The sequence below is a fragment of the Rhizobium sp. 10N414 genome (genome assembly GCF_056394785.1).
Genome location: NZ_JBFTIN010000002.1, coordinates 57,906 through 71,312, shown reverse-complemented (window position 1 = coordinate 71,312; position 13,407 = coordinate 57,906). Strand labels below are relative to the sequence as shown.

Genomic DNA, 13,407 nt, shown 5'->3' with positions numbered 1-13,407 from the left:
CCTACCCCATCACGATCTGCAGCTTCACGTCACTCGGACGCGCTTCGACGGCGCGATGGAAGGCGGCAATGGAATCCTCGAAGCTGAACGTCTCCGAGATCAGCGGCTTGAGATCGACACGGCCGGAGCCGAGCAGCGCAATCGAACGCTCGTATTGGTGTGCGTAGCGGAACACGGTCTCAATGCGGATTTCCTTTGTCGAGGCCGTCGAGACATCGAAGCCGATCGGATTGACCGGCAGACCGACGGCGACGATGACGCCGCCCGGACGGGGCAGTTCCATGATGGTTTCCCAGGCCTTTGGCGAGCCGGAGCATTCGAAGATCACATCAGCGCCCCAGCCATCCGTCAGGCGTGCCACTTCTTCGACGAGGTTCCTCTCGCGGATATTGACCGGGATGACACCCTGATATTGGGCGGCAATGTCGAGCTTTGGTTGGGCCAGATCAGCAACGACAGCGCGAGCACAGCCGCCGGCAAGAGCGGCAATCGCCACCATCGTGCCGATCGGGCCGGCACCAAGCACGACGGCCGTATCGCCAGGGCTGATCTTCGCCTTGGCTGCGGCCTGCATCCCGACCGCGAAGGGCTCGACCATGGCGCCTTCTGCGAAGCTGACGCCATCAGGAAGCTTGTAGGTATAATTGGCCGGATGGACGACTTCTGATGTCAGCACCCCGTGGACCGGCGGAGTGGCCCAGAAGGTAACGGCCGGGTCGACATTGTACATTCCAAGGCGACTCGCCTTGGAATTGGGGTCGGGGATACCGGGCTCCATGCAGACGCGGTCGCCGACTTTCAGATGCGTGACGCCGGCGCCGACCTCAATGACAGTGCCGGCCGCTTCGTGTCCGAGCACCATCGGTTCGTTGACGATAAAGGGACCGATCTTGCCATGGGTGTAGTAATGTACATCGGAGCCGCAAACCCCGACCGTGTGGATCCTGATCTTCACCTGTCCCGGGCCTGTCTCCATTGGCAAATCGATGTCGCGAAGCGCGAGTTCATGCTGGCGCTCGAGCACCAGCGCGCGGACTTTGGCCATTTGTGTGTTTCCTTCCCGGTTGGCGCCCGCTCTTGTCTGGGAGCGGCGGCTTTGGACGGACTATATGATCCGAAGCCTTCGCATTCAATCGGATCTAGAAGGCTTTTGCTCAATAAAAGTTCAAATGCTCATTTGTTTGAGGTCGGATCAGCCGGGCCGGACGAGATTTATCGCTGACGATGGTACGGGAACCGCCGATCAATTCATTTCTAGAAACTGGGCACTGGCCTGAATTTTCCTCGATCAGTGGTTGGAAGCTTGGGTGATCTTTATGCGGTGCTTATATTTGTAGTCGTTTATCACGCTCGAACCTTTATCCCGTCTGAGCCTATGAACGCGGGGCAAGGCGACCCACGAAACCGGCTGGCGACAGCGACAGTCCTGGCCGATCCCCGGACCCGCACGCACGAACGACAAGAGAGACTTCATGGACCTTTCGATGATCATCCGTCCCGAGCACACCTTCATAGGCGTGTCGGTGGCGACGAAATGGAAGGCGCTGGCGAATATTGCTGAGAAAGCCGCCATCGCCTTCCATGTCGAGGAGAGGAAGATACTCCAGGCTCTGGAGAGCCGTGAGAGCCTTGGATCGACGGGGATCGGCAATGGTGTCGCGGTTCCGCACGCTGTCGTCGAAGGGCTGACACATCCGCGTGGCTTGCTCGTGCGCTTTGCGCGGCCACTCGATTTCGAGGCCGTCGACGACGTGCCGACAGACATTGCCTTCGCGCTTCTGTTTGGCGAGGCCAACCGCGGCGAGTATCTGAACGTGCTGGCGGCTATAGCGCGTCAGCTGCAGGCGCCGGGGGTTCTTGCAGCCATGCGCAAGGCCAGGACCGTCGAAGAACTCTATTCTGATTTCCTGGCGGATTCGCGTCTTTGACGAACCGGTAGATCGCTCCGATTTGGCTCGGTGTGCCAACGCCGCAGGCCCGGCTGCCGCCCGGACCCGGCAGACAGGATCGCACCGAATGCCTCTCGACCATTCGGTGGCCCCCCGCCGGTGCATCCGACCCGATTCAGGCAATATCGATGAGGATAAGCGACCGCAGACGGGCCGTGTTCCGGTGGTGCACTTGAAGGTTCGGCGTGTCCGAGGGAGCAAGTCCATTTCCAAAGTGGCTTCCAAATGGGATGCCATTCCAGAGTTGAGGGAGGAACAGAAACATTCTTCGTTTCATTATACGACTGACTTGGTAGAGTTTCGGCCATCAACGAAGGAGGTTTCCATGCAGTCCACAAGGATCACACGGCTTCTCGCGGCTGTGGCGCTGGCAGGCAGCGTCGCTATCGGGTCTGTCGCTCCCGCACTCGCGGATCAGACGCTTCTCAACGCATCCTACGATCCGACGAGAGAACTGTATAAGGATTTCAACGCCGCCTTCGCTGCGAAGTGGCAGAAGGACACCGGTGAAGCGGTCACCGTCAAGGCTTCTCATGGTGGGTCCGGCGCACAGGCGCGTTCTGTCATCGACGGGCTTGATGCCGATGTCGTAACCCTCGCCCTCGAGGGCGATATCGACGCGATTGCCAAGAAGACTGGAAAGATCCCTGCCGACTGGAAGACCAAGTTCCCGAATAACTCGACGCCGTACACCTCCACGATCGTCTTCCTTGTGCGCAAGGGCAATCCGAAGGGCGTCAAGGACTGGGCTGATCTGGTGAAGGATGATGTCCAGGTCATCACGCCCAACCCGAAGACGTCGGGGGGCGCGCGCTGGAACTTCCTGGCCGCCTGGGCATGGGCCAAGCAGGCCAATGGCGGCGATGACGCCAAGGCACAGGAATATGTAACAAAGCTCCTGCAGCATGTCCCGGTACTCGACACCGGTGCGCGCGGCGCAACAACGACCTTCGTGCAGCGCGGCCTCGGCGACGTCCTCCTTGCCTGGGAGAACGAGGCCTATCTCTCCCTGGAAGAACTCGGTCCTGACCAGTTCGAGATCGTCACCCCGGCGTTCTCGATCCGCGCGGACCCGCCGGTCGCCGTCGTTGACGGCAACGTCGACAAGAAGGGCACCCGCAAGCTCGCTGAAGCCTATCTGAATTATCTCTATTCGGACGAAGGCCAGAAGATTGCTGCCAAGCACTTCTACCGGCCGATCAAGCCCGAAGTTGCCGACAAGGCAGACATTGCGCGCTTCCCGAACCTGAAGCTGGCGACAATCGATGATTTCGGCGGCTGGAAGGACGCGCAGCCGAAATTCTTCGGCGATGGCGGCGTATTTGACCAAATCTACAAGCCGGCACAATAATACGTCGCATGAAAGCATATAGCCCCACGCGGTGGCGGTTCAGACGGCCGAGCGTCATTCCAGGCTTTGGAATGGCGCTCGGCCTTACCTTGACCTGGCTCACCCTTCTGATCCTCGTTCCGCTTTCGGGCCTTGCCTGGCGGTCGAGCGAGCTCGGCTGGACAGAATTCCTGGCCATTGCCTTCAATCCTCGTACGCTGAGTGCTCTTCGCATCAGCTTTGGAGCCGCCTTTGCAGCCGCCTGCCTCAATGCCGCCTTCGGCGTCGTTCTGGCCTGGGTGCTCGTGCGCTACCGCTTCCCTGGCAAACGCATCATAGATGCCATGGTCGATTTGCCGTTTGCATTGCCGACCGCCGTGGCCGGTATTGCGCTCGCAACACTTTATGCGCCGAATGGCTGGATCGGCCAGTTCCTGACACCACTCGGCATCAAGATCGCCTTCACGCCGCTTGGTATCGTCATTGCCCTGGTGTTCGTCGGCCTTCCCTTCGTCGTGCGGACGGTCCAGCCCGTCATGGAGGAGATCGACAAGGAGGTGGAAGAAGCTGCCGCAACGCTTGGCGCCACGCGCCTGCAGACGATCTTCCGCGTTTTGCTGCCGGGCCTAGCCCCACCTGTCCTGACGGGTTTTGCGCTCGCCTTCGCCCGCGGCGTCGGCGAGTATGGCTCGGTGATCTTTATTGCCGGCAATCTTCCGTTCCGTTCGGAGATTGCGCCGCTTCTGATCGTCATCAAGCTCGAAGAATATAATTATGCAGCTGCCACGGGCATTGCGGCCGTGATGCTGGTCATTTCGTTTGCCATGCTGCTGATCATCAACCTCATCCAGAGCTGGAGCAGACGGAGATATGGTTATGGCACTTGATACCAGCGCTCCGACAAAGGTGGGCTCCGCCGTTACCGAACACCGGTTCGCACGGCGGACGCTGATCTTTGTCTCGCTCCTTTTCTTGACGCTGATCCTGCTTCTGCCCCTGGCAGCCGTTTTCGTCGAAGCCTTCCGCAAGGGGGCGGGACCGTTCATCGAGGCGCTGCAGGACGAGGAGACCTTTTCCGCCATTCGCCTGACCCTCATCGTCGCGGGTGTCAGCGTGCCTCTCAACCTGTCTTTTGGAGTGGCGGCCGCCTGGGCGATTGCCAAGTTCGAGTTCAAGGGCAAGGCTCTTCTGACGACGTTGATCGACCTGCCCTTTTCGGTCTCGCCGGTCATTTCGGGACTGGTCTTCGTCCTGCTGCTTGGTGCCAATACCTATCTTGGTCATTGGCTGAGCGCCTACAATATCAAGATCCTGTTTGCCGTTCCGGGGCTCATTCTCGCGACCATGTTCGTCACCTTTCCCTTCGTGGCGCGCGAGCTGATCCCCCTGATGCAGGAACAGGGGACGGGTGACGAAGAGGCGGCGATATCGCTCGGGGCCAGTGGCTGGCAGACCTTCTGGCATGTGACCTTGCCGAACATCAAATGGGGTCTGCTCTACGGCGTACTGCTCTGCAACGCCCGCGCCATGGGTGAGTTCGGCGCCGTTTCTGTGGTCTCCGGTCACATCCGGGGACAGACGAACACCATGCCGCTGCAGGTGGAAATTCTCTATAACGAATACAATTTCACCGGCGCGTTTGCCGTCGCCACCCTGCTTGCCTTGCTTGCGCTCGTGACCCTTGTTTTAAAGACGCTGCTCGAGCTGCGATACAGTGAAGAAATCGCCGCCAGCCGACGGCACTGAAGGAATTGGAATGGAAGTTCGCGTACAAAACCTGCGCAAGGAATTCGAACGCTTTCCCGCGCTGCACGACGTCTCGCTCGACATACACTCCGGTGAACTGATTGCGCTGCTGGGACCCTCCGGTTCCGGCAAGACGACCTTGCTGCGTCTTATTGCCGGTCTCGAGAGCCCGACGGGAGGGTCGATCTATTTCGGCGACGAGGATGCATCGAAAAAAACCGTGCAGCAGCGCAATATCGGCTTCGTGTTCCAGCATTATGCCCTCTTCCGGCATATGACCGTGCTCGACAATGTCTCCTTCGGCCTGAAAGTGCGCGATGGTGCGCGGCGTCCGCCCAAGGCTGAGATCCGCAGGCGGGCTCTGGAGCTTCTCGACCTCGTTCAACTCTCCGGCCTGGAGAAGCGCTATCCGGCCCAGCTTTCCGGCGGCCAGCGTCAGCGCGTGGCGCTTGCGCGCGCCATGGCGGTTGAGCCGACCGTTCTTCTGCTTGACGAGCCCTTCGGCGCGCTCGACGCCCAGGTGCGCAGGGATCTGCGCAAATGGCTGCGCGAGATCCATGATCGCACCGGCCACACCACCGTCTTCGTCACGCACGACCAGGACGAGGCAATGGAGCTTGCCGACCGCGTGGTTGTCATGAGCCAGGGCGCGATCGAGCAGATCGGAACACCCGACGAGGTGTACGACAACCCAAACTCTCCCTTCGTCTTTGGCTTTGTCGGACAGTCGAACTGTCTCGACGTGCGGGTCAATGGCGGCGAGATCTGGTTCGAGGACCGGCCGCTCGGGCTGAAGGTCGAGAGCGAAGCAGATGGAGACGCCCAGCTTTACTTCCGGCCGCACGATATCGAGTTGCGGGACGGCTGCGGCGGTTGCATCGCCGGTCTGCTGACGACAAGCCGGCGCGTTGCCGGCACGCGCCATATCGAGGTCGACATCGGCAAGGGACATCCGCCCATCGAACTCGAACTGTCGCCTTCGCAGGCAGGGACGCTCGATCGGACGCGGATCGCCTTCAGACCGACACGGTGGAAGTTGTTCCGGCCGGCTTCATAGTGACGGGTCCACGCGGTCGATAACGGTACGAATCAGCATGCCGCGCGGGCCGATTTCGGTGGTTGCATCCGCCTGGCGGTCATTACCGGCGATGGAAGATCTCTTTGTTTTCGGTGGGCGGCAGCAGTGCGAATCACCCTGCGCAGCCGGGCGAAAGGCGCCCAAATCAAATTGTGATACTAATTGGGTTTGAAATTTACCCGAAACGCAGGTAAGAAAGCGATCACTTAATCGAGAAGGGCTTACTACTCTAAATAGGGGGCACCTGACATTGAGGGCGCATACATCGTTGGGAAAATCTCTCGCCGGGATTTTGCTCGCGGGCGTGGCTGCTGCAGGCTGCACGACCGCACAGCAACCGGCTTCGAAGGTGGTGAGCGAAGCCACCAAGCCCAGGAATGCGGCGCACGCGGCGCAATCAACCAAAGTTACCTTCAATTATACGGCCAAGGATCGCGATTGCCTGAAGCGGGCAATGTACTTCGAATCCGAGCATTCTGATCGCGACGGCTACATGGCGGTCGGAACCGTGGTCATGAACCGTCTGACGTCGGGCGCCTATCCCGATTCAATCTGCGGTGTTGTTGCCCAACAGAGGCAGTTTGCACCTGGCGTGATGACGCGCGAGGTCGAGCCTGTCGCCGAGGTTGAACTGGCAGACGCCGCTGACGCAATCTTGCGTGGCGAACGGCATCCGGGCGTCAAGGACGCGATGTTCTTTCACACGGACGGTCTGTCATTTCCATATCGCAACATGCACTACGTGACGATTGCCGGCGGCAATGCGTTCTACGAGAAGCGTGGCCGGGACGGCGCGCTGCAGACGCCAGCACCCTTGCCCGCATATGAAGTTGCAATGAACTATCTGCCGGGCCGCAGCAGGATGCCGGCGCAGTTCGAGGCGCTTGTTCCAACGACGGTCCCTGTGCCGATCCCGATGCCCGGGACCGTGGCGACCTTGGGAACGGAACCGGCTCCTCCGGCACCGACGGAAGCTGTCGTACCTGTCAGCACCGACGCGGCGATACCAGTCGCCATTCCGACGCCGAGGCCGGACTTCGATAACGCCGTTCTGCGCGGCAGCCTCGCCCACGGCTGAGGCTGTTCGCCCTACTTCGCCCTGGTTCCATCGGCATCGAAGACGTGCAGATGCTGCGCGGGGAACGAGACGTTGATTGTCGGGCCGGATGTCAACGCGGCCCGGTCGAGCGTGAAGATCTTGAATGGCAGGCCGTGCAGCGACAGGTGCAGGATGATGCCGAAGCCGGTCGGCTCGACCAATTCGACGTTCGCGGTCAGACCGCCCTCGCTGGCAATCACAACATGCTCCGGACGAATGCCGAGCGTGACTTTAGCACCGCTTGTCAGCGATAGCGGCGCAGCGAGCGGGACAACCGTTCCGTCCTTCAGGCGGACCCCGCCGTCTGTATAGGTCGCGTCCAGGAAATTCATGCCTGGCGAGCCGATGAAGCCGGCGACGAAGAGGTTGGCGGGAGTATCGTAGAGTTCGAGCGGGCTGCCGACCTGCTGCACGACACCGCCATGCATGGCAACGATCCTGTCGGCGAGCGTCATCGCCTCGATCTGGTCGTGGGTGACATAGATCGACGTCGCCTTCAGGTCGCCATGCAGTTTCTTGATTTCCGCGCGCATCTGTTCGCGCAGGCGCGCGTCGAGGTTCGACAGCGGCTCATCGAAGAGGAAGGCTTTCGGCTGGCGCACGATGGCACGGCCCATGGCGACGCGCTGGCGCTGGCCGCCCGAAAGCGCCTTCGGCCGGCGTTCGAGCAGCGGGTCGAGGCCGAGCTTGGAGGCGGCAGCACCGACGGCGCTGGCGATCTTTTCCTTTGCGGTTTTGCGAAGCTTCAGGCTGTAGCTCATGTTGCCGGCAACATTCATGTGCGGATAGAGCGCATAGGACTGGAACACCATGGCGATGTCGCGGTCCTTCGGATGCAGCTCGTTGACGCGATTGCCGGCAATGCGGATCTCGCCGCCGGTAACGTCCTCAAGGCCAGCGATCATGCGCAGCAGCGTGGACTTGCCGCAGCCCGACGGGCCGACAAGCACGACGAACTCGCCGTCCTTGATCCTGAGGTCGACGTCATGCAGCACTTTGACGGGGCCATAGGCCTTCTTGACGTTCTGGATATCGATCGATGCCATTTTGATTAACCCTTGACCGCGCCGGCCGTCAGGCCCTGGACGAGATAACGCTGGATGAGCAGGAAGAAGAGACCGGCCGGGATGAGCGCGAGCACGCCCGCCGCCATCATCTGCCCGAAATCCACGGAGAATTTGGAAACGAAGGTCAAAAGCCCGACCGGGAAGGTCGCCGCGTCGTTGCCGTTGATCAGCATGAGAGCAAAGAGCAGTTCGCTCCACGCAGCGGTGAAGACAAAGCCGAGCGTTGCGGCGATGCCGGGCAACGTCAGCGGCAGGATGATTTGCCGGAAGGCCGTAAACTGCGTTGCGCCGTCAATCATCGCTGCCTCCTCGAGATCCTTCGGAATGCCGTCGAAGAACGACTGCATCAGGAAGGTGGCAAAGGGCACGTTGAAGGCGGTGTAGACGACGACGAGGCCGGTGAGGCTGTTTGTCAGGTGCAGTGGCGTCAGGATCTTGAAGATCGGCGCAACCAGCATGACAAGCGGGAACATCTGCGTCAGCAGCATCAAGGCGACGATCCAGTACTTCGCCCGGAAGTTGAAGCGCGACAGCGCATAGCCCGAAAGCGAAGCGCAGATTGTCACGACGACGGCGGTCGAGGCCGACACGATCAGGCTGTTCTTGAAGAAGGTCGGGAAGGCACTGTGCTGGATGACGAAGGAATAATGCTCAAAGGTCGTCCGTGAAGGCCACATCCGGACGCCTTCCGTATAGAGCAGGTCGTTCGGCGTCACCGACACCTTGAGGAGCCAGAACAGCGGAAACAGCGCAAAGACGATGTAGCAGAGAATGGCCAGGCGATGCGCGATGGTGGGGAGAAGGGATCGCTTCATGGCATCAATCCTTGTTCAGCAGGGTCTGCCGCAGCAGGATGATCAGCATCGAGTAGGCGAGCAGCAGGACGAGCAGCACCAGTGCGATTGCCGAGGCATAGCCGAAGTCCAGGCGCTTGAAGGCCTGCGTGAAGATGTAGCTCGCGACGATCTGCGTCCGGTCGGCCGGCCCGCCGCCGGTCATGACGACGATCAGGTCGGCGAAGTTGGAGACCCAGACGGTGCGCAGCAGCACGGTGATGGCAATCGTCGGCGCGAGGAAGGGCAAGGTGATCGAACGAAACCGCTGGAACCAGCCGGCGCCGTCGATGGAGGCTGCCTCATAGAGATCGCGCGGAATCGCCTGCAATGCGGCAAGCAGGGTGATCGCAAAGAACGGGATGCCCCACCAGACATTGGCGATAATCGGTCCCCACATCGCATGTTGCGGATCGGAGAGGATGTTGGCAGGCTCGCTCATCAGCCCCAGCGCAAACAGCCAGTGCGGGATTGGGCCGATCACGGGATTGAAGAGCCAGGCCCAGTTCAGACCGGCGAGGAAGGATGGGACAGCCCAGGGCAGAAAGACCAGAGCCTGCACGACACCCCTGCCCCAGAACGGCTTGTCGAGCAGAAGCGCGAGGATGAGGCCGAAGACGAACTGCAGCAGGACGGAGGCGCCCGTCCACAACAGCGTATTCTTCAAGGCACCGTAAAAAGCGGCATCTTGCGAGAGTGCACGGAAATGGTCGAGCCCGATGAAGCCGCCCGAAAAGGGATTGAGCAGCTGGATGTCACGAAACGCGTAGGACACCCCGATCACCAGTGGCACCAGCATCACCGCAATGATCAGGACCAGCGATGGCGCACTGTAGAGATAGGGTTCGGAGGCATCGGCGACGCGCTTCAGCCAGGGGCGCCTGTCCTGGTGCCTTTCCAGCGTATCGGCAGTCATGGTCATCAGACAAAATCCGTTTTGCGGCGCTTGTTGCGCCGTCGCAAGACAGGGAAGGAGGCGGCGGACAGGTCCGCCGCCGGTGGTCCGTTACTTCTTGGCGAGGAACTTCTGCTGTGCCTTGGTCAGATAATCTGCCCACTGGTCAGCCAGTTCCTTCGGCGTGATGTCGCCGAGAAGCGCCTGCTGGGTCGTCTTGATCGCGAGCGAATCCTTGAAGAAGGCGAACTCTTCGAGGTAGGTCGGCATCACGGTCGGAACGATATTCGGATCGGCCAGCTCCTCGAACCAACCCTTGAACTGATCGCCCGCATAGAAGGGATCCTTCTCGGCCGAGGTATGGACCGGAAGTGCGCCCGTCCGCTTGTTCCACTCGATGTTGCCCTCAGGCGATTCAAGTGTCTCGATCAGCTTCCAGGAGAGATCCTTGTTCTGGCTGGTGGTGAACATCGACCAGCCGGCAAAGCCGATTGTCGTGAAGCCCTTGCCGCTCGGGCCGACCGGCATCTTGGTGACGCCGAAATCTTCCGGCTTCATGCGCTGGGCAACCGCGATCAGCGCGTCCGGATCCTGGTCGAGCATCGCGCAGGTGCCTGAATAGAAACCGGCGACGGTTTCATTGAAGCCCCAGTTGACGCTGTCCTTCGGCGTCAGGCCCTTCTTGTAGAGATCGACAACCCATTCGAGGCCCTTTGCCCAGCCTTCGCTGTTCATCGTCGAGGTGCCGTCCTCGTTGAAGAACTTGTTGGAGCCCGCCATCGTCGCGCCGAACATCACCCAGCCGTTCAGGCCACCCGGACCACCGCGCAGGCAGTAACCGGACTTGCCCGGAAGCTTGGAGACCTTTTCGGAAGCTGCGACGAAATCGTCAAGCGTCTTCGGTGGCTCGGAAACGCCCGCTTCCTTGAAGAGGTTCTTGTTGTAGAACAGCGCACGCAGGTAGAAGCCGTAGGGCAGCATGTAGGCGGTGTTCTTGACGTCGCGGCCGAGTTCAAGGGCGCGCGGCGTCAGGCCCTTGGTGTGCTCCCACTTGGCAAGGTAGGGCTCGAGGCTTTCGAGCATGCCGTTGTTGGCGTAGAGCGAAAGCCAGGTGTCGGGCATTTCCATCACGTCCGGCGTGTCGCCGGCCGAGACCATTGTCGCGAACTTCTGGAAGGCTTCGTTCCAGGGCAGCGAGATGATGTCGACCTTGGTGCCGGGGTTTGCGGCCTCGAACTTGCCGACGATCGATTTCAGGGTCTCGGTTCGTTCGGGGCTGGTGATGACCTCGACCAGTTTCAGCGTGGTATCGGCGAGCGCCGTACCGGCCATCATCGTGGCGAGTAGAGTGGCGGTGATCAGTCTTTTCATGCTTGCTCCCCCTTTTCAGGTTTTTCAGGTTGTCAACTCAAGAGGCGACCGCCAATGCCGCCTCGATGTCCTTCCACAGCGCCTCAGTTCCTTCGAGGCCGACGTGAAGGCGTACTGACCGCGCATGGATCCCGAAGGTATGCGCGGAATTCGGTTGCGCCTTCTGCTGAAGGACGACCTCGCCTGGTACGATCAGGCTTTCATGCCCACCCCAGCTCACTCCCAGTTTGAAGAGCTTGAGGTGATCGGCGAAGGCGCGGATATCGACGCCCTCGCGGAATATGAAGGAAAACAGGCCCGACGTGCCGTTGAGGCCAGCCGGAAGCCGGTTGGCAAGGCCCGGATGGCAGACCGTCTCCACCACGTCGAGTTCCTGCAGGCGCCTGGCGATCGTCATCGCGGCCGCCTCATGCGCCCGCATGCGGATCGGCAATGTGCGCAGGCCACGGATCAGAAGCCATGCGTCAAACGGCGAGAGCTTGCCGCCGAGATAGGGGTAGGCCTCTGCCTTGATGCGGGCGATCATCTCCTTCGAGCCGGCAACGACACCGGCCACGACGTCGCTGTGGCCGCCGAGGTATTTCGAGGCCGAATGGATGACGATATCGACGCCAAGTGAAATCGGCTGCTGGAAGTATGGGCTCGCCCAGCTATTGTCGATCATGGTGACGACGCCATGCTTCCTGGCAAGGGCCGCGAGCGCGCCGACATCATGGGCTTCCATCACCCAACTGGTCGGGCTTTCCATGTAGAAGACCTTGGCGCCGGGCAGCGCCTTGGCTACCGCCTCTTCATCGCGACCATCGACATAGGTCACCTCGACCTTCATGCGCTTCAGGATCGTGCCGAACAGGCGGAAAGCATCGGGATAGACGTGCTTGACGGCAACGATCCGGTCGCCCGGCTCGACGAAGGAGAGCACCGCCGAGGAGATCGCTGCCATGCCGCTTGCAAAGCCGAGCGCATCTTCAGCGCCCTCGAGCTTTGCCAGCATTTCCTCGAACATGCGAACGGTCGGGTTGAGGCCGCGCGTATAGATCGGCCGGACCTTTTCGCCCCGATAGGAGGAGATCATGTCGTCATAGTCGGAAAAGGTGAAAAGCGACGTCTGAAAGATCGGTGGCACGACGGCTTCGGCGAAGTTTCCTTCGTCGTGTGCTGTGATGAGCGAGGCAAGATCGAACGCGTCTGCGCCATTGTTCATTTCGACATTTCCTTGATATCTTCCTCGACAACCCCGAGGATCTTCAGTGTCTCTTCACGCGCGGCCTCGGCGTCCCGGGCAGCGATCGCGTTGAAGAGCGTGCGGTGAAAGGGAAACGAGCGGCGGGCGAAGTCCTCGCGCTCGAAGGGATGCTCCCAGAACTGCCAGAATGTCTCGCGCATCTGCTCGAGAAGCTGGCGGAAAAGCGGATTGTGGGTGGCATCGTAGATCGCCAGATGGAAGGCAAGGTCTTCAGGCCCCGACGTGCCCTTCTCTATGTGGACGCGCTCCATCTCGTTGAGGTTCTGCTCGATCAGGATGAGATCCTTGTCGGTCCGCTTGCGTGCGGCGACCATGCAGGCCTCGCACTCGATCCCGCGACGCACCTCGAGCGTTTGCAAAAGAGCGTTACGCAGATGGCCGGTATCAAGCGACAGCGGCATATGGATTGTCGCCTTCGAAACCGGTTTCAGCAGGTAAGTTCCGCTGCCCTTTCGGGTTTCGATGACGCCGAGCGCCTGGAAATGACGGATCGCTTCGCGGATCGTCGAACGGCCCACCATCAGCGCCGCCATCAGCTCGCGCTCCGCCGGCAGGCGATCGCCTGCCCTCAATTGCGCGCTCTGAACATACTCGGCCAGTGCGTCGGTCACCTGACGTGCCCGATCCATGGCCGGAAGCGGCCGGATAACCGGCCTGTCGCTGCGTGGTGCCTTCATGGTTCCCCAGAATTCTTATAGGCAGTCGAGCTTGAATTGGTCTGACATCCTAGCATTTCCAAAAAGGAGCGGAAGCGTCAAGGGCAAGTTGTCTGTCGAGCGCGGTTGGTTTTTCG

At 60.6% G+C, this 13,407-nt stretch carries 13 protein-coding genes; 6 read left to right on the top strand and 7 right to left on the bottom strand.

What is annotated here, in order from left to right; genetic code table 11:
* Position 1: 1 nt before the first annotated feature.
* Positions 2–1,045, bottom strand: coding sequence for an NAD(P)-dependent alcohol dehydrogenase (locus AC1DE4_RS03535; RefSeq protein WP_477879961.1), 1,044 nt, complete (start codon positions 1,043–1,045; stop codon positions 2–4).
* A 427-nt stretch (positions 1,046–1,472) separates the two neighbouring features.
* Between AC1DE4_RS03535 and AC1DE4_RS03530 the strand changes: the two genes are divergently transcribed.
* From AC1DE4_RS03530 to AC1DE4_RS03505, 6 genes are all read left to right on the top strand, one after another.
* Positions 1,473–1,928 (top strand): PTS sugar transporter subunit IIA, encoded by a 456-nt coding sequence (locus AC1DE4_RS03530; protein WP_018855421.1) that lies wholly within the window; start codon positions 1,473–1,475, stop codon positions 1,926–1,928.
* 346 nt (positions 1,929–2,274) lie between these two features.
* Positions 2,275–3,300, top strand: coding sequence for a sulfate ABC transporter substrate-binding protein (locus tag AC1DE4_RS03525; protein ID WP_477879959.1), 1,026 nt, complete (start codon positions 2,275–2,277; stop codon positions 3,298–3,300).
* Between the two features lie 8 nt (positions 3,301–3,308).
* Positions 3,309–4,166: a sulfate ABC transporter permease subunit CysT gene (gene cysT / locus AC1DE4_RS03520; RefSeq protein ID WP_477879957.1), complete on the top strand. Its 858-nt coding sequence runs from the start codon at positions 3,309–3,311 to the stop codon at positions 4,164–4,166.
* Positions 4,156–5,025 (top strand): sulfate ABC transporter permease subunit CysW, encoded by an 870-nt coding sequence (gene cysW, locus AC1DE4_RS03515; RefSeq protein WP_477879955.1) that lies wholly within the window; start codon positions 4,156–4,158, stop codon positions 5,023–5,025. The genes cysT and cysW overlap by 11 nt, the downstream gene beginning before the upstream one ends.
* Before the next feature lie 10 nt (positions 5,026–5,035).
* Positions 5,036–6,082, top strand: a complete 1,047-nt coding sequence (locus AC1DE4_RS03510; protein WP_477879953.1) for a sulfate/molybdate ABC transporter ATP-binding protein — start codon at positions 5,036–5,038, stop codon at positions 6,080–6,082.
* A 271-nt stretch (positions 6,083–6,353) separates the two neighbouring features.
* Positions 6,354–7,181, top strand: a complete 828-nt coding sequence (locus tag AC1DE4_RS03505) for a cell wall hydrolase (protein ID WP_477879951.1) — start codon at positions 6,354–6,356, stop codon at positions 7,179–7,181.
* Positions 7,182–7,192: 11 nt separating this feature from the next.
* Here the strand turns inward: AC1DE4_RS03505 and AC1DE4_RS03500 are convergent, their stop codons facing one another.
* From AC1DE4_RS03500 to AC1DE4_RS03475, 6 genes are all read right to left on the bottom strand, one after another.
* A complete protein-coding gene (locus tag AC1DE4_RS03500; RefSeq protein WP_477879949.1) occupies positions 7,193–8,248 on the bottom strand; it encodes an ABC transporter ATP-binding protein in 1,056 nt (351 codons plus the stop codon).
* A 5-nt stretch (positions 8,249–8,253) separates the two neighbouring features.
* Positions 8,254–9,084, bottom strand: a complete 831-nt coding sequence (locus tag AC1DE4_RS03495; RefSeq protein ID WP_025658303.1) for a carbohydrate ABC transporter permease — start codon at positions 9,082–9,084, stop codon at positions 8,254–8,256.
* A 4-nt stretch (positions 9,085–9,088) separates the two neighbouring features.
* Positions 9,089–10,024 (bottom strand): carbohydrate ABC transporter permease, encoded by a 936-nt coding sequence (locus tag AC1DE4_RS03490; RefSeq protein WP_477879947.1) that lies wholly within the window; start codon positions 10,022–10,024, stop codon positions 9,089–9,091.
* Between the two features lie 84 nt (positions 10,025–10,108).
* A complete protein-coding gene (locus AC1DE4_RS03485; protein ID WP_025658301.1) occupies positions 10,109–11,368 on the bottom strand; it encodes an ABC transporter substrate-binding protein in 1,260 nt (419 codons plus the stop codon).
* A gap of 37 nt (positions 11,369–11,405) precedes the next feature.
* Positions 11,406–12,572, bottom strand: coding sequence for a PLP-dependent transferase (locus AC1DE4_RS03480; protein WP_018855411.1), 1,167 nt, complete (start codon positions 12,570–12,572; stop codon positions 11,406–11,408).
* Complete coding sequence (locus tag AC1DE4_RS03475; protein WP_025658300.1) at positions 12,569–13,291, bottom strand: FadR/GntR family transcriptional regulator; 723 nt, start codon at positions 13,289–13,291, stop codon at positions 12,569–12,571. Before AC1DE4_RS03475 ends, AC1DE4_RS03480 begins: the two co-directional genes overlap by 4 nt.
* Positions 13,292–13,407 lie beyond the last annotated feature (116 nt).